The organism is Nocardioides sp. InS609-2 (assembly GCF_023208195.1).
Classification (GTDB): Bacteria; Actinomycetota; Actinomycetes; order Propionibacteriales; family Nocardioidaceae; genus Nocardioides.
This window is the reverse complement of sequence record NZ_CP060034.1, coordinates 3226360-3248271: the sequence shown is the minus strand read 5'-3', so window position 1 is coordinate 3248271 and position 21912 is coordinate 3226360. Positions and strand designations below refer to the sequence as shown.

Below are 21912 nucleotides of genomic sequence, written 5' to 3'. Positions count from 1 at the left end.
GCTCTGCTCACATCAGGCGCGTGCTCTCGGTGGAGGAGTCACCGTAGCCAGAGTCTCCGGCGTGGCTGACTCCGGGGTCCACGTCCTGCGTTGCACCCTGAGCACGGGCCTTGGCGTAGTCCGCCTGGTCCCTGACACTGGGCGCGTTCGCAGCGTGCTCCTTGATGCGGGGAGCCTCGGCCTCAGCCTTGGTGAGGTAGCCCTCCCAGCGATGCTGCATGGGCTTGACGAGGCCGCCACCCACGCCCACCACGATCACGCCACCCACCGTGGCCAGGATCGCAATGAGGACCGGCAGGGTGACCGTGGTGGCAACGCCGACCTGGTTGAGCGCCGCAACGACGCCGAGGAAGAGGATGAAGATCGACGCCGCATTGGCGACGGCCTTCCCGTACGACAGTCCGCCGAGGGTGCCCTCAACCAGCACCTTCACGGCTGCAGCGATGGACGAGGCGATCACCAAGATGATGATGGCGACGATGAGGCTGGGCAGGAAGGTGATGACCTGAGTCAGAAGCTCGCTGATCGGATTGGGGCCGAAGACCCCGAACGCGAGCTGCAGCACGAACAGCATGAGCGTGTAGTAGACGAGCTTCGCGATGATGTCGCTGGCGTCCATCTTGGAGTTGGCCAAAGCCTTCTTCACGCCGCCGCGCTCCACGGCACGGTCGAACCCGACCCGCTCGAGCAGTGCGCTCAGTCCCTTGCCGATCAGCTTCGCGATGATCATCCCCACGATCAGGATGACCAGGAACAGCACAAACTTCGGCAGGAACTCGGCGATGGTGCTGAGGCCGTCTCTCAGGCTGTCCTGCAGGGTGTCTCGCATGAGCTTTGTCCTTCGGTGTGCGCAGGGCCAACTGATGCCGGAATCTTCATTACGTCGTAAACTAACCACACATATGCATTGAAGGCAACGTTGTAAACCGCACTTTCTTGGACACGCCAAAGTCCTCGAACGTCCCGAGGCCGCCAACTGGGCAGAGTCCTACTGGTCGGCGTCCTACTGGTCGGCGTGCTCGCTGCGGATGAGCGCAAGCCGGTCGAGGAGATCCTTGAGCGCCTCCTCGAACTCCGCACCTGAATGCTCTTCGGAAAGGCCGCGACGCAGTCGACGAACAGTCGGGAAGTCCGCGAGGCCGCCGGGGTTCTCGGCGCCATCGTCGAGCACGTCGAGCGGCCCGACATCGGCCCCGAGGGCGGAGACCTCCAGCAACAGGTGTCCGAGCAGGAAGCTGGTGAATGCACGGTAGGCGGCGACAGCGGCCTCGTCGGTGAAGCCCTCGTCTCTCAGGCCCGACAGGAATGCCTCGACCCAGTCGAGGCTGCGCAGCGGTGGCCGGAGCCACGGGGCCTCGGGGGGCCGCGATGCGACCAAGGGAAAGGCCTTCGGGTGGCGCAGCGCCACCCGGCGTACGCCGTGGGCCAGCCGCTGCAGGAAGTCCTGCCAGCCGTCGTGGGGAGCGTCCGCGACCGCGTCGTCGAGCCGCATGCCCTCCACCAACTCGTCGACGACCGCGTCCAGCAGCTCCTCCTTGCCGGACACGTAGCGGTACAGCGCCATCGCCTCGACTCCGAGCATGGCACCGAGCCGACGCATCGTGAGGCCAGGGAGTCCCTGCTCGTCGATGTACGCAATGGCCGCGGCGACGATCAGAACATGGTCGAGGGGCCGTGACTTCGACGGCGGCTCCTCGCCCTGGACCAGGGCTGCGTCGACATCCTTCACAGCATCGCTCGACGGCATGTGACTCCCCTTCTCTCCCGAGAGAATAGACCGGCGTCAGGTGGAGCGGTCGGCCACGACGTCGGCGAAGGCCTCGAGCGCCTCGCGGACCGGGCCGGCGGGCAGGATCGCGAGCAGGGCCTTGGCCTCCGCGGCGCGCTCGGCGACGTAGGCACGCGCCTGGTCCATCGCCGGGTGCTGACGCAGGAGGGCCAGCGCCTCGGCGTGCAGCGCGTCGTCGGTGAGGTCGGCGTCGAGCAGCTCGAGCAGCCGGGCGTCGGCCGAGTCGGTGGAGGCCCGGGCCATCAGCACCGGCAGCGTGGGGACGCCTTCGCGCAGGTCGGTGCCCGGGGTCTTGCCGGAGTCGGCCGACTCGGACGCGATGTCGAGGATGTCGTCACTGAGCTGGAAGGACGCGCCGACGATCTCGCCGTACTGCGTCAGGGCTTCCTCGACCTCGGGGGTCGCACCACCGAAGCGGGCGCCGTAGCGCGCGGACGTCGCGATCAGGGCGCCGGTCTTGCCCGCGACCACCTCGAGGTAGTGGGCGAGCGGGTCCTCGCCCGGGCCGGGCTGGACCGTCTCGAGGATCTGGCCCTCGACGAGCTGGGTGAAGGTCTGCGCCTGGATGCGTACGGCGTCCGCGCCGAGGTCGGCGGTCAGCTCGGATGACTTCGAGAACAGGAAGTCCCCGGTGAGGATCGCGACGTGGTTGTCCCAGCGGGCATTGGCGGAGTCGGCGCCGCGGCGTAGGTCGGCCTCGTCCATCACGTCGTCGTGGTAGAGCGAGGCCAGGTGGGTCAGCTCGACCACGCAGGCCGCGCGGATCACCTCGTCGGACTCGGCGGTGTCGCCCGCTTCGGCCGCGAGCAGCACCAGCAGCGGCCGGAACCGCTTGCCGCCGGCCGCCATCAGGTGGCTGGCTGCCTCCGTGATGAACGGCGCTCGGCTGCGGACGTGCCCGGCCAGCGCCTCCTCGACCTCGGTCATGCGGGCCGCGAGCCGCTCGGCCAGGCCTGGGTCGGTGACGGGAAGGGCGAGGCCGGGAGCGGTTTCGAGCGATGGGTCGGTGGTCACCTGATGAATTCTCCAGCACGTGCCGCGAGATCCAGCAGCGGACCCGGGAGTACGCCGAGCATCAGGGTCGCAGCAGCCCCGACCGCGATGGTCGTGGCGGTGAGAACCGAGGGGTGCGCAACCGACGGACCGTCCCCGACCGGGTCGGCGAAGTACATCAGCACGATGACGCGGACGTAGAGGTAGACGGCGATGATGCTGGACACGATCGCGGCAACCACCACCGGCCACGCCCCGGCGGCCAGGGCGACGGAGAAGACCGCCCACTTGCCGACGAAGCCCGACGTCAGGGGGATGCCGGCCATGGCGAGCAGGAAGAACGCGAAGACGCCGGCGACCACGGGTGACTCCTTGCCGAGACCGGCCCAGCGGCTCAGCGCGGTGGCCTCACCCGCGGAGTCGCGCACCAGCCCGACCACCGCGAAGGCGCCGAGGGTCGAGAGGCCGTAGGTGGCGAGGTAGAACAGCACGGCCTGAAGCGAGGTGATCTCGCCCCGGCTGATGGCGGTGCTCGCCTGCACACCGAGGACGCCGGTGAGGATGAAGCCGGTGTGCGCAACCGACGAGTAGGCCAGCAGTCGCTTGATGTCGGTCTGCGTCAGCGCCAGCACGGCACCGACGAGCATCGTGAGGATCGCGATGACCCACATCATCGGCTGCCATGACCAGCGGTCGGCGCCGAACGCGACGTAGAAGAGTCGCAGGATCGCACCGAACGCGGCGACCTTGGTGCCGGCCGCCATGAACGCGGTGACCGGTGTGGGCGCGCCCTGGTAGACGTCGGGGGTCCAGGCCTGGAAGGGCGCAGCGCCGACCTTGAAGAGCAGGCCGACGGCCAGCAGTCCGAGGCCAACGAGCAGCATCGCGCGGTTGTCGACGTCGTTGCGGACGGCCTCGCTGATCTGGCCGAACTGCATGGAGCCGGTGTAGCCGTAGATCAGCGCCGCGCCGTACAGGAAGAAGCCGGAGGAGAAGGCGCCGAGCAGGAAGTACTTGAGCGCGGCCTCCTGGCTCAGCAGCCGGCGGCGGCGCGCCAGCCCGGTGAGCAGGTAAAGCGGAAGCGACAGCACCTCGAGCGCCACGAACATCGTCAGCAGGTCGTTGGCCGCCGGGAACAGCAGCATGCCGAACACCGCGAACATCAGCAGCGGGTAGACCTCGGTGTGGTCGAGACCTCTGGTCGAGGCGGTGCGCTCGGCCTCGGTGCCGGGCAGAGCGGCTGCCTGGCCGGCGAAGGCGGAGACGCCGCCGTCGAGGTGGCGCTCGGCGAACAGCAGTCCGCCGAGGATCGCCAGCACCAGGATCAGGCCCCAGAGAAACAGCGTGGGACCGTCGAGGGCGAGCGTGCCCCCGACAGCCAGAACGCCACGGGCCGAGCCGTCGGCGTACGTCGGCACCTCACGGGCCACGAACACGACCATGACCAGCGCGGCAGCGAGACCACCGACGGCGAGCACGCTCTGGGAGACGTAGCGGTGTGCACGAGTCACGAACGCCTCGATGAGTACGCCGGCGCACGCGACACCGAAGACGATCAGCAGCGGCGTGAGCTCGAAGTAGTCGACGGTTGGCTTGACGAAGTCGTTCACGGGTGAGCTCCCTCGGCGACGTCGTCGTCAGCGGCGGGCACGGTCGGCGCCTCGTCGTTGACCCCGACGTGTGTCAGCGTCGTCTCGACGTTGGGGTTGATGATGTCGAGCAGCGGCATCGGGTAGAAGCCGAAGAGCACGAGCGCCAGCATCAGCGGCGCGAGTGTGCCCACCTCACGGCGGTCGAGGTCGGTGACGGCCTCGCCCTCGGGCAGCACCGGGCCGGTGAAGGCGCGTTGGTACAGCCACAGCACGTAGACCGCGGACAGCACGATCGCGGTGACGGCGACTGCGCCCGCCCACCAGCTGTGTCCGAACGCGGCGATGATCACCAGCATCTCGGACACGAACGGCGAGAGACCCGGCAGACCGCACGCGGCGAGACCGGCGATGAGGAACAGCCCGGCCAGGACCGGTGCCTTCTTCTCGATGCCGCCCATCTGGCTGATCAGCGAGGTGCCGCGACGACGGATCAGGTAGCCCGCCACGATGAACAGCGCCGCGGTGGCGATGCCGTGGTTGACCATGTAGAGGATCGCGCCGGTGCCGCCCTGCGTGGAGAACACGAAGATGCCGAGCACGATGAAGCCGAAGTGCGACAGCGACGTGAGACCGATCAGGCGCAGGAGGTCGTCCTGGCCGATGGCCACCAGCGCGCCGTACACGATGGAGATCAGGGCGAGCACGACGACGACCGGCGTGGCCCACCGCGACGCGTCGGGCAGCAGCCCGAGGCAGAACCGCAGCATGCCGAACGTGCCGATCTTGTCGAGGATGCAGACAAGCAGCACCGACGTGCCGGTGGTCGCCTTCTCGGTCGTGTCGGCCAGCCAGGTGTGCACCGGGAACATCGGCGCCTTGATCGCGAACGCGATGAAGAACCCGACGAACAGCCACTTCTGCGTGTCGCCGGAGATGTCGAGGGCGGCCAGGTCGGTGATCAGGTAGGACGGCGTGCCCTGGTTGGCGGAGACGACGTACAGGCCGATCACCGAACCGAGCATCACCAGTCCGCCGGCGAGCTGGTAGATCAGGAACTTCGTGGCGGCGCGGCCGCGACCCGTGCGGCCGAACCCCCCGATCAGGAAGTACGCCGGGATCAGCGTCGCCTCGAAGACGACGTAGAAGAGGAACACGTCGGTCGCGGTGAACACCGCGAGGCTCATCGCCTCGAGCGCGAGGGTCCAGGCGAAGAACGTCTTGGTGTTGCCCTCGTCGGAGTCACGCCATGACGCGAGCATCACGATCGGGATGAGTACGACGGTCAGCAGCACCATCAGCAGGCCAAGGCCGTCGACACCGACGGCGTAGTTGGCGCCGAACGCGCCGATCCACTCGTGCTGCTCCGTCGACTGGAAGCCGCCGCCGGCCGAGAAGTCGGCGGCCACGATCACGGCCGGCACCAGCGCCAGCACGGCGAAGCCGAGGCCGACCTGCTTGGCCAGCGGCTCGCGCGGGCCGCTCGGCAGGAACGCCGTGACGACAGCACCGACCAACGGGATCAGGATCAGTGTTGTCAACCAGGGAAAGTCGTTCATGCGAGGTTCACCGCCAGCAGTGCGAGTACGACGAGCAGGACGCCGCCGAGCAGGGAGAGTGCGTAGGACCGGACGTAGCCGTTCTGGACCCGGCGGAGCACGCCCGAGAGCCCGCCGAGCGTTGCGGCACCACCCTCGACGGCACCGTCGATGCCGACCCGGTCCATGGTGGTGAGCCCACTGACGAGACGTGAGCCAGGCTGCACCACGAACGCGTCATTGATCGCGTCGCCGTAGATGTCGGCGCGGGCGGCCCGGGTGGCGAAGGAGACGTCCTGCGGAGCAGTGCGCGGCACGTCGCGGCGACCGACGAGCAGCCAGGCGACGGCCACGCCGACGGCCACGACGGCGACGGCCAGCAGGGTGATGACGAGTGCGGGCAGCGGCGGCTCGTGGTGCTCGGCGACTCCGGTCACCGGGCTGAGCCAGTCGACGATCCACTCACCGAGCAGCAGCACACCGCCCAGCACGGACAGCGCGGCGAGCACCATGAGCGGGACCGTCATGACGCGCGGCGACTCGTGCGGGTGCACGCCATTCTCCCAGCGCTTCTCGCCGAAGAAGGTCATCAGCATCAACCGGGTCATGTAGAACGCGGTGATGCCGGCACCGGCCAGGGCGCACAGCCCGACGACCCAGTTGTCGGCGAGCGCGGTCTCGATGATCTTGTCCTTCGACCAGAAGCCTGAGAAGCCCGGGAAGCCGATGATGGCGAGGTAGCCCATCGAGAACGTCAGGAACGTCACCGGCATCGCCTTGCTGAGCGCGCCGTAGTGCCGCATGTCGACGTCGTCGTTCATGCCGTGCATGACCGAGCCGGCGCCGAGGAACATGTTGGCCTTGAAGAAGCCATGCGTCAGCAGGTGGAAGATCGCGAACGGGTAGCCCGCGGTGCCGAGGCCAGCGGCCAGCATCATGTAGCCGATCTGGCTCATGGTCGAGCCGGCCAGCGCCTTCTTGATGTCGTCCTTGGCACAACCGATGACCGCACCCCACAGCAGCGTGACGACACCTACGACGACGACCGCGGTCTGCGCCGTGGGCGCGAGCTCGAAGATGAAGTTGGAGCGGGTGACGAGGTAGACGCCGGCGGTGACCATCGTCGCGGCGTGGATGAGCGCCGACACCGGGGTCGGGCCCTCCATGGCGTCGAGGAGCCAGGACTGCAGCGGGACCTGGGCCGACTTGCCGCACGCGCCGAGCAGGAGCAGCAGGCCGATCGCGGTGAGGGTGCCTTCGGAGGCGCCACCCGCAGCTGCGCTGATGCCGGAGAAGTCGGTGGTGCCGAACGTCGCGAACATCAGCGCGATCGCCAGCGACAGGCCGATGTCACCGACGCGGTTGACGACGAACGCCTTCTTGGCTGCGGCAGCGGCGGAGTGCTTGTGCTGCCAGAAGCCGATCAGCAGGTACGACGCGAGGCCGACCCCCTCCCAGCCGAGGAACAGGCCGAGGAAATTGGCCGACAGCACCAGCATCAGCATGGCGGCGACGAACAGGTTGAGGTAGCCGAAGAATCGGCGACGACGCTCGTCGTGCTCCATGTAGCCGACGGAGTAGACGTGGATCAGCGAGCCCACACCGGTGATCAGCAGCAGGAACACCGCCGAGAGCGGGTCGTAGAGCAGGTCCATGCCGACGTCCAGGCCGCCCGCCTGGAACCAGGTGTAGAGGTGCTGGCCGACCTGCCGCTCCTCCTCACCCCGGCCCAGCAGCGTGACGAACAACGCCAGGCTGAGCAGGAAGGATCCGACGGCGGTGGCGGTGCCGAGCAGGTGCCCCCAGCGGTCGAGGGCGCTCTTGCCCGTCGACCGGGTGAGGGGTCCGCCGACGAGGAGGATCACGGCGCCGGCAAGCGGGAGCGCGATCACCAGCCACAGCAGGGAGAAGATCCCGTCAGCTGCGGTCGGGTCGACCACAGGGATGGTCTCTTGGAGTGCGATGGACATGTGCGCAGACCCCTCAGTACTTCAGCAGGCTGGCGTCGTCGACCGAGGCCGAGCGACGGGTCCGGAAGATGGTCATGATGATCGCGAGCCCGATGACGACCTCGGCCGCAGCGACCACCATCACGAAGAAGGCGGCGATCTGGCCGTCGAGGTTGCCGTGCTGCTTGGCGAAGGTGACGAAGGCCAGGTTGCTGGCGTTGAGCATCAGCTCGACGCACATGAACACCACGATGGCGTTGCGCCGGGTGAGCACCCCGATGCAGCCGATCGTGAACAGGATGGCCGAGAGGACGACGTACTCGTTCATCGCTCGTCCTCCTCGGTGTTGGCAGGGGCGCCGGTCTTGCCACCGGTCTCGGGCATCCTCTTCGAGTCGATGCCGAGCTGGCGCTGCACCTCGGTGATGTCGTCGACCATGGCGGGCGCCGAGCGCACCGTGCCCCGGGCCGCGAGCACGCGGGAGATCGAGATCTCCGACGCGGTGCCGTCGGGCAGCAGAGCCGGGGTGTCGACGGCGTTGTGACGCGCGTAGACACCGGGCGAGGGCAGCGGGCCAGGGTGCTTGCCGGTGGTGGCGTAGTCCTGCATCCGGCGGGCCGCCATCGAGGCCTGCGTGGCCTTCGGCTCGAGGCGCTCGCGGTGGGCGAGCACCATCGCGCCGATGGCGGCGGTGATGAGCAGCGCGCTGGTGGCCTCGAACGCGAAGACGTAGCGACCGAACAGGATGTTGGCTAGCGACTGGATGTTGCCACCCTCGTTGGCGTCGTCGAGACCGACGACCGTGCCGAGCGAGATCTGGCCCAGGCCGATGACCAGGACGAGTCCGAGCACCAGGCCGGCCACGATGGCCATCACCCGCTGGCCCCTGATCGTCTCGACCACCGAGTCGGAGGCGTCGACGCCGACGAGCATCAGCACGAAGAGGAACAGCATCAAGATGGCGCCGGTGTAGACGATGATCTGCACGGCGAAGAGGAACGGCGCGTCGAGTACGGCGTACAGGATGGCGAGGCTGATCATCACGACGGCCAGCAGCAGCGCGGCGTGCACCGCCTTGCGGACGAACAGGATGCCGAGAGCGGCGATCACCATGATCGGGGCGAGGATCCAGAAGGCCATCAGTGCGCACCTCCCACCGGGGCGCCCGGCTCGGGTGCGGACCCGGGACCGGAGAAGTTGCCGCGGTAGTAGTCGCCCTCGTCGGTGCCCAGGCGCATCGCGTGCGGAGGCTGCTCCATGCCGGGAAGCAGCGGGGCCAGTAGGTCGCTCTTCTCGTAGATCAGGTCGGCCCGGTTGTTGTCGGCCAGCTCGTACTCGTTGGTCATCGTCAGCGCACGGGTCGGGCACGCCTCGATGCACAGGCCGCAGAGGATGCAGCGCAGGTAGTTGATCTGGTAGACGGCGCCGTAGCGCTCACCGGGGCTGTACCGCTCGCCGTCGGGGGCGTCGGAGTTGGACCCGCCCTCGACGTAGATCGCGTCGGCCGGGCAGGCCCAGGCGCACAGCTCGCAGCCGATGCACTTCTCGAGGCCGTCGGGCCAGCGGTTCAGCTGGTGCCGGCCGTGGAAGCGCGGTGCCGTCGGCATCTTCTCGAAGGGGTACTGCTCGGTGACGACCTTCTTGAACATCGTCCGGAACGTCACGCCGAAACCCGCAACGGGGTCCCAGAACTGCTCCTTCAGGGTCTTCGACTCAGGCTCGGCCATCAGATCTCCTCACCATCGGCGGTCACAGAGGCCGCCGTCGTGGTCGTGCGGAAGGTGAGCGGGACGGCAGCGCCGCGAACGGGGCCGCCTTCGGGCATCGGCGGCACCGGGAAGCCACCGGCGTACGGGTCGACCGGGGCAGCCGGCTCGTCGTCGAGGTCGGCGTCCTTCCGCTTGTCGAGCACGTCGCCGACGAAGAACATCACCAGGAAGATCGCGAACAGCACGCCGATGACACCCAGCACGTAGCGCTGGTCGAGGTCCTCGGAGCCCGAGAGCACGCGGATGGTCGCGACCGCGACGATCCACAGCAGGGAGGCCGGGATGAGCACCTTCCATCCGAACGCCATGAACTGGTCGTAGCGCAGCCGCGGCAGCGAGCCACGCAGCCAGATGAAGAAGAAGATGAAGGCGAGGACCTTGCCGAAGAACCACAGCACGGGCCAGTAGCCCTCGTTGGCGCCGTCCCAGATCGAGATCGGCCACGGCGCGCGCCAGCCGCCCAGGAACAAGGTGGTGGCCAGCGCGGAGACGGTCGCCATGTTGATGTACTCGGCCAGGAAGAACAGCGCGAACTTCAGGCTGGAGTATTCAGTGTGGAAGCCGCCCACCAGCTCGCCCTCGGCCTCGGGGAGGTCGAAGGGCGCGCGGTTGGTCTCGCCCACCATCGAGATGACGTAGATGACGAACGACGGCAGCAGGACGAACGCGAACCAGCCCGGGACGGGGATGTCGAGCCCGAACACGTCGAGCGTGTTGTTGCTCGTCTGCGCCTCGACGATGCCGGACGTCGACATCGACCCGGCGTAGAGGAACACCGCGACGAGCGCGAGACCCATGGCGACCTCGTAGGAGATCATCTGGGCGCTCGAACGCAGGCCACCGAGGAGGGAGTACGTCGACCCGGAGGACCAGCCGCCGAGCACGATGCCGTAGATGCCGATGGAGGCGATCGCCATCACGAAGAGCACTGCGACCGGCATGTCGGTGAGCTGGAGAGGCGTGGTGCGGTCGGTGAACGGCAGCCCGACCTCGGGCCCGAACGGGATCACCGAGAACGTCACGAACGCGGGGATCACCGCGATCACCGGCGCGAGCAGGAAGACCACCTTGTCGGCAGCCTTGGGGATGATGTCCTCCTTCAGCGCGAGCTTCACGCCGTCGGCGAGCGACTGCAGCAGACCGAAGGGGCCGTGCACGTTGGGGCCGATGCGGTGTTGCATCCGGGCCACGACCCGGCGCTCCCACCAGATGTTGAAGAGGGTCAGCACGACCAGGACGATGAAGATGACGACGGCCTTGATGATGACCAGCCACCACGGGTCCTTGCCGAAGGCCGACAGGTCGTCGACCATCGGCAGCAGCGCCGGGACAACACTCAGTGACGAGCTCATGCGCGGACTCCCTTCACCAGGACCGTGCTGCCAGGTGAGGCCAGGTCAGCCAGCACACCGTTGCCGAACGAGTTGGCAGGCACCCAGACGACCCCGTCGGGCAGGTCGGCGACCTCGACCGGGAGGGTGACCGCGCCGCGGTCGCCGGTGAGGGTCGCCTGCGGGACGGTGCCGGGGTCGAGCATGCCGAAGAGGTCGTCGTACGCCGTCTGGCCGAGGCGCGCGACCGGCCTGCGCGCGGTGGCGCGGAGGTGCTCGTCGCCGTCCTGGAGGGAGCCGTTGTCGATCATCTGCTTCCAGGTGGCCAACTTGAGCGAGCCGGCCTTGGCGCGCGTCGTCTTCGGCGGCTTGCCCTGGTCGAACGCCGGGCTGGCGCCGTCCCACGGGCCGAAGGCGACCATCTCGTCCCAGACCTCGGCGACCGTGCGGAAGCCGAGCGGCGTGCCCAGCTCGTCGGCGATGCCGGCGAGGACGCGCAGGTCGGGCAGCGACGCGGGGTTGGCGAACACCGCGTCGAAGCCGCGGGTGAGGGCGTCCCAGGTGACGAACGTGCCGGACTTGTCGGTGACCGGTGCGACCGGGAACACCACGTCGGCGGCCCGCGTCACGTCGGTCTCGCGCAGCTCGAGGGCGACCACGAACGCGGCGTTCTCGATGGCCGCGCGGGTGGCGGCCGGGTCACGGGTGTCGTCGGGGTCGACGCCGCCGATGACGAGGCCCTGCACGTCACCGGAGGAGAGCCCGGCCACGATGGCGTCGGCGTCACGGCCGACCTTGTCGGGCAGTGAGTCGACGCCCCACGCGGCAGCCGCGTCGACGCGGGCGCCGGCATCGGCGACCGGCCGGCCACCGGGCAGCAGGTTGGGCAGGCAGCCGTTCTCGACCGCACCGCGGTCGCCGGCGCGACGCGGCACCCAGACGAGCCGGGCACCGGTGGTGGCGGCCAGGTCGAGAGCCGCGGCCAGCGCACCGGGCGAGGTGGCGAGGCGCTCGCCGACCAGGATCACGCCGCCGCCGTCGAGGGCGACTTCGCCGTCGTTGGCGAGCGCGGCCAGCGCCGCTCCTTCGTCACCGGGCGCGGTCGGCACCAGCCTGCCGTTCATCTTGCTCAGGCCGCGCGTGGTGAAGGGCGCGATGGAAACGACGCGGGTCGTCTTCTTCGACGCCTTGCGGAGCCGCAGGAAGAGCGTGCCGGCTTCGTCCTCGGGCTCGAACCCGGCGAGCACGACGACCGACGCCTTCTCGAGGTCGGCATAGGTGACACCACCCGACAGCGCGACGTGGGCGGCGAGGAACGACGTCTCCTCGACCGAAAGCGGCCGGGAGCGGAAGTCGATGTCGTTGGTGCCGAGCGCGATGCGGGCGAACTTCGAGTAGGCGTAGGCGTCCTCGGCGGTGACACGTCCACCGGTGAGTACGGCGCTCGCACCGGCCGCACGCAGGCCGCGTGCTGCAACGGCGAATGCCTCGGGCCACGACGCGGGCCGGAGCTCACCTGTCTCGTCGTCGCGCACCTGCGGGTGGGTGAGCCGGTCGGTGGCGCGGGCGTAGCCGAACGCGAAACGGTCCTTGTCGGTGATCCACTCCTCGTTGACCTCGGGGTCATTGCCCGCGAGGCGCCGCATGACCTTGCCGCGACGGTGGTCGATGCGGATCGATGCACCACACGCGTCGTGCTCCGCGATCGAGGGACTGGAGACCAGGTCGAACGGGCGCGAGCGGAATCGGTACTCGGCCGAGGTGAGCGCGCCCACCGGGCAGATCTGGATCGCGTTGCCCGAGAAGTAGGACTCGAACGGCTGCTTCTCGTAGATGCCGACCTGCTGGAGGGCACCCCGCTCGATCAGCTCGATGAACGGGTCGCCGGCGATCTCGTTGGAGAAACGGGTGCAGCGGGCACACAGCACGCACCGCTCGCGGTCGAGCAGCACCTGCGGCGAGATGTGGATCGGCTTGGGGAACGTGCGCTTCACGCCGTCGTACCGGGACTCGCCGCGGCCGTTGGACATCGCCTGGTTCTGCAGCGGGCACTCACCGCCCTTGTCGCAGACCGGGCAGTCGAGCGGGTGGTTGACCAGCAGGAACTCCATGATCCCCTGCTGGGCCTTGTCGGCACCCTCGGAGGAGAGCTGGGTCTTCACCTCCATGCCCTCGGTGGCGACCAGGGTGCAGGAGGCCTGCGGCTTCATGCGTCCGGGCGGGCCCTGCATCTGGCGAAGCGAGCCGTCGGGGCCGGGCATCGCCACCTCGACGAGGCACTGGCGGCACGCGCCGACCGGCGCGAGCAGCGGGTGGTCGCAGAACCTCGGGATCTGCACCCCGACCTGCTCGGCCGCCCGGATGACCAGAGTGCCCGGAGGAACGCTGACCGAGACGCCGTCGATCGTCAGCGAGACCAGCGTCGTCTTATCAGGCGTGGTCGTCATCAGGCGTTCGCTCCTGCCGGCGCGAAGAGGGTCGAGGCCGCGGGGTCGAACGGGCAGCCACCGTGGTTGAAGTGCTCGATGAACTCGTCGCGGAAGTATTGGATCGACGACTGGATCGGGCTGACCGCGCCATCGGCGAGCGCGCAGAACGAGCGGCCCAGGATGTTGTCGCACTGGTCGAGCATCGTGTCGAGGTCTTCCTCGGTGCCCTGGCCCTTGTCGAGCCGGGCCAGCGTCTGCACGAGCCACCACGTGCCTTCGCGGCACGGGGTGCACTTGCCGCAGGACTCGTGCTTGTAGAACTCGGTCCAGCGCAGCGTCGCGCGCACGACGCACACCGTCTCGTCGAAGATCTGCAGGGCCCGGGTGCCGAGCATCGAGCCGGCAGCGCCGACGCCTTCGAAGTCAAGGGGTACGTCGAGGTGCTCGGCCGTGAGCAGCGGGGTCGAAGAGCCGCCGGGCGTCCAGAACTTCAGCTCTCGACCGTTGCGCATGCCACCGGCCAGCTCGATCAGCTTGCGCAGGGTGATGCCCAGCGGGGCTTCGTACTGGCCGGGGTTGGTGACGTGGCCCGAAAGGCTGAAGATGCCGAAGCCCTTGGAGCGCTCGGTGCCCATCGAGGAGAACCAGGCCGCGCCGTTGTCGATGATGCTCGGCACCGAGGCGATGGACTCGACGTTGTTGATGACCGTCGGGCTGGCGTAGAGACCGGCCACGGCGGGGAACGGCGGACGCAGGCGAGGCTGGCCGCGGCGACCCTCGAGGCCCTCGAGCAGCGCGGTCTCCTCGCCACAGATGTAGGCGCCGGCACCGGCGTGCACCACGACGTCGAGGTCGAACCCCGAGCCGTGGATGTTCTTGCCGAGGTGACCGGCCAGGTAGGCCTCCTGCACCGCACGCTGCACGCGACGGATGACGTGGAGGACCTCGCCGCGGATGTAGATGAAAGCCGTGTTGGCACGGATCGCGAACGAGCTGATGATGACGCCCTCGACGAGGGTGTGTGGGGTCGCCATCATGAGCGGGATGTCCTTGCAGGTGCCCGGCTCGGACTCGTCCGCGTTGACCACGAGGTACTTGGGCTTGGGGTTGTCCTGAGGGATGAACCCCCACTTCAGGCCCGTGGGGAAGCCGGCGCCGCCGCGGCCGCGCAGACCGGAGTCCTTGACGGCGGAAATTATCGCGTCGGGCCCTCCGAATTCAGGCGAGAGCGCCTTCTTCAGCGCGCCGTAGCCGCCCTGCGCCTCGTAGGAGGCAAGGGTCCAGCTGCGGTCCTGGTCCCAGTTGTTGGTGAGGACCGGGGTGAGTACGTCGGTCACTTCGAGCCGCCTTCCTGCGCAGGTGCGGACTGGGTGGCTGCCGGTTCGGGCGCCGTCCAGCCTCGTTCGCGGGCGATGGCCAGGCCGACCAGCGAGGCCGGTCCGGCGGCTGGGCCCTCGTCAGCCAGGCCGTCGGTGTAACCGGCGAGCACCCGCTCGGCTTCGCGCCACGTGCAGAGCTTCGGGCCCCGGGTGGAGTGCACCTCGGTCCCGGCGCGCAGGTCGTCGACCAGCTGCGTCGCGGACTCCGGGGTCTGGTTGTCCATGAACTCCCAGTTGACCATCACGACCGGGGCGTAGTCGCAGGCCGCGTTGCACTCGACGTGCTCCAAAGTGATGGTCTTGCCGGCTCCGTCATCTGGGGTCGTCTCGTCGTTGCCGACGTCGAGGTGATCCTTGAGCCGCTCGAAGATGACGTCGCCACCCATGACCGCGCACAGCGTGTTGGTGCAGACGCCGACGTGGTAGTCGCCGACCGGCTTGCGCTTGTACATCGTGTAGAACGTCGCGACGCCGCTGACCTCGGCCGCGGTGATGCCGAGGATCTCGGCACAGGCCTCGATGCCCTCGGGGGTGATGCGCCCGGCTGCCGACTGCACGAGGTGCAGCATCGGCAGCAGGCCGGACCGTTTCTGCGGGTAGCGGGCCGCGATCTCCACCAGCTCGGCGTACGTCGTCTCGTCGAGACGCGCTTCGGGCAGAGCAGTCATCGGTCAACGCCTCCCATCACGGGGTCGAGGGACGCGATCGCCACGATCACGTCGGCCACCATGCCGCCTTCACTCATCACACTGGTGGCCTGCAGGTTGGTGAACGACGGGTCGCGGAAGTGCGCGCGGAACGGGCGGGTGCCGCCATCGGAGACGACGTGCGCGCCCAGCTCGCCACGCGGCGACTCGATCGGCACGTAGGCCTGACCGGCGGGCACCCGGAAGCCCTCAGTCACCAGCTTGAAGTGGTGGATCAGGGCCTCCATGGACTCGCCCATGATGTGCTTGATGTGGTCGAGGCTGTTGCCCATGCCGTCGCTGCCGATCGCGAGCTGGCTGGGCCAGGCGATCTTCTTGTCGCCGACCATGACCGGCGCACCCTCGAGGCCAGCCAGCCGTTCGACGGCCTGCTCGATGATCTTGAGCGACTCGTGCATCTCGGCCAGGCGCACCCGGAAGCGGCCGTAGGCGTCGGCGGTGTCCCACGTCTGCACGTCGAAGTCGTAGGTCTCGTAGCCGGAGTAGGGCTCGGTCTTGCGGAGGTCCCAGGCGTAGCCCGTGGCGCGCACCGGCGGGCCCGACAGGCCGAGCGCCAGGCAGCCGGCGAGGTCGAGGTGACCCACGCCGTCGAGGCGGGCCTTGAAGATCGGGTTGGCGTTGCAGAGGGCGGCGTACTCGGGCAGGCGCTTCTTCATCAACACGACGAAGTCGCGGATCTCGTCGAGCGCGCCTGGCGGGATGTCCTGGGCGACGCCGCCCGGGCGGATGAACGCGTGGTTCATGCGCAGGCCGGTGATCAGCTCGAACAGGTCGAGCACGAGCTCACGCTCGCGGAAGCCGATCGTCATCACGGTGAGGGCGCCGATCTCCATGCCACCGGTGGCGATGCAGACCAGATGGGAGGAGATCCGGTTGAGCTCCATGAGCAGGACCCGCATGACCTGAGCCTTCTCGGGGATGTCGTCCTCGATGTCGAGGAGCCGCTCCACGCCGAGCGCGTAGGTCATCTCGTTGTAGAACGGGGAGAGGTAGTCCATCCGCGTGCAGAACGTCGTGCCCTGCACCCAGGTGCGGAACTCCATGTTCTTCTCGATGCCGGTGTGGAGGTAGCCGATGCCGCACCGGGCCTCGGTGACCGTCTCACCCTCGAGCTCGAGGATCAGCCGGAGTACGCCGTGGGTCGAGGGGTGCTGCGGGCCCATGTTGACCACGACGCGCTCGTCGGCGGAGTCGCCCAGGCCCTCGGTGATGGAGTCCCAGTCCTGGCCGGTGACGGTGAACACCTTGCCCTGGCTGGTCTCCGAGGGGTCGGCGTACAAGTCTTCGTTCGTTGCCATTAGTTGTATGACCTCCGCTGGTCGGGCGGCGGGATGCTGCCGCCCTTGTACTCCACGGGAATGCCGCCCAAGGGGTAGTCCTTGCGCTGCGGGTGCCCCGGCCAGTCGTCGGGCATGAGGATCCGGGTAAGGGCGGGGTGGCCGTCGAAGATGATGCCGAACATGTCCCACGTCTCGCGCTCGTGCCAGTCGTTGGTGGGGTAGATGCTCACCAGCGACGGGATGTGCGGGTCGGCGTCAGGGGCGCTGACCTCGAGCCGGATGCGGCGGTTGTGGGTCATCGAGAGCAGGTGGTAGACCGCGTGCAGCTCGCGCCCGGCGTCGTCGGGGTAGTGCACGCCGCTGACGCCGGCGCAGAACTCGAAGCGCAGCTTGTCGTCGTCACGCAGCATCTGCGCGACGAACGCCAGGTCGTCGCGGCGTACGTGGAAGGTGATCTCGCCACGGTGTACGACGACCCGCTCGATCGCGGCGTCGAGCTCGGTCATCTTCAACCGGGCCTCGAGTGCGTCGGCGACCTCGTCGAACCAGCCGCCGTACGGACGCTGGGTCGCACCGGGGTAGACGATCGGGGCGACCAGGCCGCCATAGCCGCTGGTGTCACCAGTGCCGCGGGTGCCGAACATGCCGCGGCGTACGCCGACAGCCTGCTCGACGGTGGCGTCTTCGGGGACCAGGTCGCCCGCCCGCGTTCGGTCTTCGCGAGCCGGGCTCCTCTGCGCGCCGTCCTGCCTGACGGTGGGCGAGTCCTTGGTCGGGACGACGGCCACGGGCTGCTCGTTCGACTTGTCGTCCAACTTCTCGTCGCTCAACGGAGCAGGCCCTTCATGTGCGAGGTGGGCAGCGCCTTGAGGGCCGCGGTCTCGAGCTCCTCGATCTCGGCCCGGCGGTTCGCGCCGAGCTTGGTGGCCTGCACCTGGTCGTGGAGCTTGAGGATCGCGTCGATCAGCATCTCCGGGCGGGGCGGACAGCCGGGGAGATACATGTCGACGGGCACGACGTGGTCGACGCCCTGGACGATCGCGTAGTTGTTGAACATGCCGCCCGAGCTCGCGCAGACACCCATGGCGAGGACGTACTTGGGCTCGGCCATCTGGTCGTAGATCTGGCGCAGGACGGGAGCCATCTTCTGGCTCACGCGGCCGGCGACGATCATCAGGTCGGCCTGACGCGGGCTGGCGCGGAAGACCTCCATGCCGAAGCGGGCCAGGTCGTACTTCGGGCCGCCGGACGTCATCATCTCGATGGCGCAGCAGGCCAGGCCGAACGTGGCGGGCCAGAACGACGCCTTGCGCATGTAGCCGGCGACGCCTTCGACCGTGGTCAGGAGTACGCCGCTCGGCAGCTTCTCTTCGATACCCATCTGTTCAGTCCCATTCCAGTCCGCCGCGGCGCCACACATAGGTGTAGGCCACGAACACGGTGGCGATGAAGAGCACCATCTCGATGAGCCCGAAGAACCCCATCGCGTCGAACTGCACGGCCCACGGGTACAGGAAGATGATCTCGATGTCGAAGACGATGAAGAGCATCGCGGTGATGTAGTACTTGACCGGGAACCGGCCGCCACCGACGGGCTGCGGCGTGGGTTCGATGCCGCACTCGTAGGAGTCGAGCTTGGCCCGGTTGTAGCGCTTTGGCCCGATGACGGCGCTCATGATCACCGAGAAGATCGCGAAGCCCGCCGCGAGGAGGGCCAACGCCAGGACTGGCGTGTAGAGCTCCATGCCGTGCGTTCCCTTCCGTCGAACAGCCCTCGTCTGAGACCCGGGTCATGTGACCTTGTGAAAGTCTTCACGAGTGGCGCAACGCACAGTCTAGGGGGCACCCCCGGTTCCGTCATCCCGGGGTGCCGCGGGCCCGAAAGGCCCGCTGACCTGCGCATTTAACCCATGCTGGTGTTGCGTAATTACAGGCGAAGTCAGGCGGTTGCGCGGTGCAGCGCGACGACGCCGCCGGTGAGGTTGCGCCACTGGGGGTCCTGCCAGCCGGCGTCGGCGATCAGGGCGGCGAGGCCGGCCTGGTCGGGCCAGGCCCGGATCGACTCGGCGAGGTAGACGTACGCGTCGGGGCTCGAGGAGACGGCGCGGGCGACGGGAGGCAGGGCCTTCATCAGGTACTCGATGTAGACGGTGCGAAACGGCGTCCAGGTCGGGTGGCTGAACTCGCACACGACGAGCCGGCCGCCGGGTCGCGTCACCCGGCGCATCTCGCGCAGGCCCGCCAGCGGGTCGACGATGTTGCGCAGGCCGAACGAGATGGTCACCGCGTCGAACGTGTCGTCGGCGAACGGGAGCTCGGTGCCGTCGCCGGCAGCGAACGGGAGGTCAGGGCGCGCGGACTTGCCGACCTGCAGCATGCCGAGCGAGAAGTCGCACGGCACCACATAGGCGCCTTCGTCGGCGAACGGCTGACTCGACGTACCGGTGCCGGCGGCGAGGTCGAGGACCCGCTGCCCCGGCCTCGGGGCGACGGCGTCGATCACGTCGCGGCGCCAGCGCCGGTCCTGGCCCAGGGAGAGCACGTCGTTGGTGACGTCGTACCGCTTGGCGACGGCGTCGAACATGCGACGTACGTCGGTCGGTTTCTTGTCCAGTTCTGCGCGAGCCACGAGCGGGAGCCTACGACCCTCGGGACGGCGACCTCCGGGCAGCAACGCTCGGCAACCCAAATGCGCGGGAAGTGAGTCCTCCTCAGTGACACTGGAACGCTCACGAACCCGGAGGAATGCCATGAAGGCGCTGCGCGCCCTGACGGTGACCGTGTTGACCATCGCGGTGCTCGTTGCCACGACGATCGGCACGGCCTTCGCCGTGCGCTGGTACGCCGACCGGCAGGCCCAGCCGGCTGCCGCAGGTGCCGTCGCGCCGACTCCCACTCCGACGCCGACCAGGCCGGTCCAGACCGGCACCCCGACGACCGCACCCACGCCGAGCGAGCCGCCGGCACCGGAGTTCGTGCTGTCGCAGGGTGACGACGGCGGGCAGGTGCGCGAGCTGCAGCACCGGCTCTTCCAGCTGGCGTGGTGGCCCGAGCTGACGACCGGCACGTACGACGGCGCGACCCGCGAGGCCGTGCGCGGCTTCCAGACGAAGCGTGGCCTCGAGGCCACCGGCCAGGTGGACGACAAGACGTGGAAGCGGCTGACGGCGATGACCGAGACGCCGACGCACGACGAGAAGTTCAACGTGCTCAGGCCCGGCCCTGCGCTGTACGCGACCGGCGCCGAGGGCGAGGAGGTGCGCGGTGTGCAGGCGCGGCTCAAGCAGATCGCGTGGCTCTTCGGCGAGGTGACCGGCAGCTACGACGCCGCGACCGTGGACGCGGTGCGCGGGTTCCAGGGGAAGCGTGAGATCCCGGTGACCGGCGAGGTCGACCAGCGCACGTTCGACCGGCTCGTCGCGATGACCTACACCCCGGCGTACGAAGAGATGCACAACATCGAGCCCAAGCCGGCTGCCCTGGACCCGCGCTGCAAGACCGGGCGGGTGCTCTGCATCGACAAGAGCTCGCAGAGCCTGCGCTGGGTGATCGACGGCAAGGTGCAGGAGACCTTCGAGGTGCGGTTCGGCTCCGACGAGCTCCCCACGCGGGAGGGCGCGTTCTCGGTGTTCTCCAAGTCCCGTGACCACGTCTCGAGCCTGTACGACACGTCGATGCCCTTCGCGATGTTCTTCTCGGGTGGCCAGGCCGTGCACTACTCGCCCGACTTCGCCGCCCACGGCTACGCCGGTGCGTCGCACGGCTGCGTCAACGTGCGCGACTACGACGGGGTCGCGCGGCTCTTCGACCAGGTGCAGATCGGCGACCGGGTCATCGTCTACCGCTCCTGATCGGCGCTCACGAGGCGCGGCGTAGGCTCTGCCCTCGTGACGAGCAGTGTGACCCCCGGCGGCTCCGGCGACCTCGCGGCCAAGCCACTCGTCGTACGCACCGTCCGGATCGACTCGGCCTCGGTGCCCGATCTGCTGGACCGGCTCCCCCAGGGCGACGCCTGCACGTGGCTGCGCAAGGGCGAGGGCCTGGTGGGCTGGGGCATCGCGGCTCGGATCCGCACCACCGGCCCGACGCGTTTCGCCGACGCCGACAAGTGGTGGAGTGAGCAGGTGGGTCGCGCCCACGTGACCGACGAGGTCGGCGAGCCCGGGTCCGGACTGGTCTGCTTCGGCTCCTTCGCGTTCGCCGACGAGCCGGGCGACTCGGTGCTCACCGTGCCGCAGGTCGTGTTCGGCCGACGCGGCGAGACGACGTGGCTGACGACCGTCGGGCCGGGCGACCTCGACCCGTTCGCTCCTGTCGATGCCGCCAGCCCGCCTACCGAGGTGAGCTTCGCCGACGGCGCGCTCAACGGTGAGCAGTGGATGACCGTGGTCGCCGACGCGGTGGCCCGCATCAACCGTGGCGACCTCGAGAAGGTCGTGCTCGCGCGCGACCTCGTCGCGACCGCCACCGAGGCCATCGACGTGCGCTGGCCGCTGCGCCGGCTCGCCACCGACTACCCGATGTGCTGGACCTTCCACGTCGACGGCCTGTTCGGCGCCACCCCCGAGATGCTCGTCCGCCGCGAGCGCGGGCTGGTCACCTCCCGCGTGCTGGCCGGCACCATCCGCCGCACCGGCCACGACGACCGCGACCTCGCCCTGGCCGCGACGCTGGCCCGCAGCAGCAAGGACCTCGAGGAGCACGAGTACGCCGTCCGCTCGGTCGCCGACGCCCTCGACCCGCACTGCTCGTCGATGAACGTGCCCGAGACGCCGTTCGTGCTGCACCTCCCCAACGTCATGCACCTGGCCACCGACGTGGCCGGCGTCGCCCAGGATGCCGACACCGTCTCGAGCCTCCGGCTGGCCGAGGCGCTGCACCCCTCGGCTGCCGTCGGCGGCACGCCCACCATGGCCGCCGTCGCGCTCATCGCCGAGATCGAGGGCATGGACCGCGGCCGCTACGCCGGCGCGGTCGGCTGGATGGACGCCACCGGCGACGGCGAGTGGGGCATCGCGCTGCGCTCGGCCCTGCTCGACGGCGACACCGTGCGACTGTTCGCCGGCTGCGGCATCGTCGGCGACTCCGATCCCGAGGCCGAGCTGGCCGAGTCACAGGCCAAGCTCGTGCCGGTGCGCGACGCGCTCACCACCAGCTGA

Annotated in this window: 20 protein-coding genes; 2 read left to right on the top strand and 18 right to left on the bottom strand. The window is 68.8% G+C overall.

The annotated features are described in order from the left end of the window. Positions 1-7: 7 nt before the first annotated feature. From H4Q84_RS16790 to H4Q84_RS16705, 18 genes are all read right to left on the bottom strand, one after another. Positions 8-829, bottom strand: coding sequence for a hypothetical protein (locus tag H4Q84_RS16790; protein ID WP_248580227.1), 822 nt, complete (start codon positions 827-829; stop codon positions 8-10). Between the two features lie 174 nt (positions 830-1003). Beyond that, positions 1004-1747, bottom strand: coding sequence for a TetR/AcrR family transcriptional regulator C-terminal domain-containing protein (locus tag H4Q84_RS16785; RefSeq protein WP_248580226.1), 744 nt, complete (start codon positions 1745-1747; stop codon positions 1004-1006). 36 nt (positions 1748-1783) lie between these two features. After that, positions 1784-2716, bottom strand: a complete 933-nt coding sequence (locus tag H4Q84_RS16780; protein ID WP_248583671.1) for a polyprenyl synthetase family protein — start codon at positions 2714-2716, stop codon at positions 1784-1786. Between the two features lie 83 nt (positions 2717-2799). Further along, the gene (nuoN, locus tag H4Q84_RS16775) at positions 2800-4392 is read right to left on the bottom strand and encodes an NADH-quinone oxidoreductase subunit NuoN (RefSeq protein ID WP_248580225.1); all 1593 of its coding nucleotides are present in this window, start codon (positions 4390-4392) and stop codon (positions 2800-2802) included. Next, positions 4389-5930, bottom strand: a complete 1542-nt coding sequence (locus tag H4Q84_RS16770) for an NADH-quinone oxidoreductase subunit M (protein ID WP_248580224.1) — start codon at positions 5928-5930, stop codon at positions 4389-4391. Before H4Q84_RS16770 ends, nuoN begins: the two co-directional genes overlap by 4 nt. Then, the gene (gene nuoL, locus H4Q84_RS16765; RefSeq protein WP_248580223.1) at positions 5927-7879 is read right to left on the bottom strand and encodes an NADH-quinone oxidoreductase subunit L; all 1953 of its coding nucleotides are present in this window, start codon (positions 7877-7879) and stop codon (positions 5927-5929) included. Before nuoL ends, H4Q84_RS16770 begins: the two co-directional genes overlap by 4 nt. Before the next feature lie 13 nt (positions 7880-7892). Then, a complete protein-coding gene (gene nuoK, locus H4Q84_RS16760; protein ID WP_248580222.1) occupies positions 7893-8186 on the bottom strand; it encodes an NADH-quinone oxidoreductase subunit NuoK in 294 nt (97 codons plus the stop codon). After that, a complete protein-coding gene (locus tag H4Q84_RS16755) occupies positions 8183-8998 on the bottom strand; it encodes an NADH-quinone oxidoreductase subunit J (RefSeq protein WP_248580221.1) in 816 nt (271 codons plus the stop codon). Before H4Q84_RS16755 ends, nuoK begins: the two co-directional genes overlap by 4 nt. Next, positions 8998-9585: an NADH-quinone oxidoreductase subunit NuoI gene (nuoI, locus tag H4Q84_RS16750; RefSeq protein ID WP_248580220.1), complete on the bottom strand. Its 588-nt coding sequence runs from the start codon at positions 9583-9585 to the stop codon at positions 8998-9000. The genes H4Q84_RS16755 and nuoI overlap by 1 nt, the downstream gene beginning before the upstream one ends. Continuing rightward, positions 9585-10979: an NADH-quinone oxidoreductase subunit NuoH gene (nuoH, locus tag H4Q84_RS16745; RefSeq protein WP_248580219.1), complete on the bottom strand. Its 1395-nt coding sequence runs from the start codon at positions 10977-10979 to the stop codon at positions 9585-9587. Before nuoH ends, nuoI begins: the two co-directional genes overlap by 1 nt. Further along, on the bottom strand, positions 10976-13405 hold the full coding sequence (locus H4Q84_RS16740) for an NADH-quinone oxidoreductase subunit G (RefSeq protein WP_248580218.1): 2430 nt from the start codon (positions 13403-13405) through the stop codon (positions 10976-10978). Before H4Q84_RS16740 ends, nuoH begins: the two co-directional genes overlap by 4 nt. Beyond that, positions 13405-14724: an NADH-quinone oxidoreductase subunit NuoF gene (nuoF, locus tag H4Q84_RS16735; protein WP_248580217.1), complete on the bottom strand. Its 1320-nt coding sequence runs from the start codon at positions 14722-14724 to the stop codon at positions 13405-13407. Before nuoF ends, H4Q84_RS16740 begins: the two co-directional genes overlap by 1 nt. After that, positions 14721-15434: an NADH-quinone oxidoreductase subunit NuoE gene (nuoE, locus tag H4Q84_RS16730; protein WP_248580216.1), complete on the bottom strand. Its 714-nt coding sequence runs from the start codon at positions 15432-15434 to the stop codon at positions 14721-14723. Before nuoE ends, nuoF begins: the two co-directional genes overlap by 4 nt. Then, the gene (locus tag H4Q84_RS16725; RefSeq protein WP_248580215.1) at positions 15431-16771 is read right to left on the bottom strand and encodes an NADH-quinone oxidoreductase subunit D; all 1341 of its coding nucleotides are present in this window, start codon (positions 16769-16771) and stop codon (positions 15431-15433) included. Before H4Q84_RS16725 ends, nuoE begins: the two co-directional genes overlap by 4 nt. After that, the gene (locus tag H4Q84_RS16720; protein ID WP_248583670.1) at positions 16771-17448 is read right to left on the bottom strand and encodes an NADH-quinone oxidoreductase subunit C; all 678 of its coding nucleotides are present in this window, start codon (positions 17446-17448) and stop codon (positions 16771-16773) included. The genes H4Q84_RS16725 and H4Q84_RS16720 overlap by 1 nt, the downstream gene beginning before the upstream one ends. Before the next feature lie 131 nt (positions 17449-17579). Then, a complete protein-coding gene (locus H4Q84_RS16715; protein ID WP_248580214.1) occupies positions 17580-18134 on the bottom strand; it encodes an NADH-quinone oxidoreductase subunit B in 555 nt (184 codons plus the stop codon). A gap of 4 nt (positions 18135-18138) precedes the next feature. Continuing rightward, complete coding sequence (locus H4Q84_RS16710) at positions 18139-18498, bottom strand: NADH-quinone oxidoreductase subunit A (RefSeq protein ID WP_248580213.1); 360 nt, start codon at positions 18496-18498, stop codon at positions 18139-18141. A 194-nt stretch (positions 18499-18692) separates the two neighbouring features. After that, the gene (locus H4Q84_RS16705) at positions 18693-19382 is read right to left on the bottom strand and encodes a demethylmenaquinone methyltransferase (protein ID WP_248580212.1); all 690 of its coding nucleotides are present in this window, start codon (positions 19380-19382) and stop codon (positions 18693-18695) included. 121 nt (positions 19383-19503) lie between these two features. Between H4Q84_RS16705 and H4Q84_RS16700 the strand changes: the two genes are divergently transcribed. Next, positions 19504-20604, top strand: a complete 1101-nt coding sequence (locus H4Q84_RS16700) for a peptidoglycan-binding protein (protein WP_248580211.1) — start codon at positions 19504-19506, stop codon at positions 20602-20604. A 36-nt stretch (positions 20605-20640) separates the two neighbouring features. Continuing rightward, positions 20641-21912, top strand: coding sequence for an isochorismate synthase (locus H4Q84_RS16695; protein ID WP_248580210.1), 1272 nt, complete (start codon positions 20641-20643; stop codon positions 21910-21912).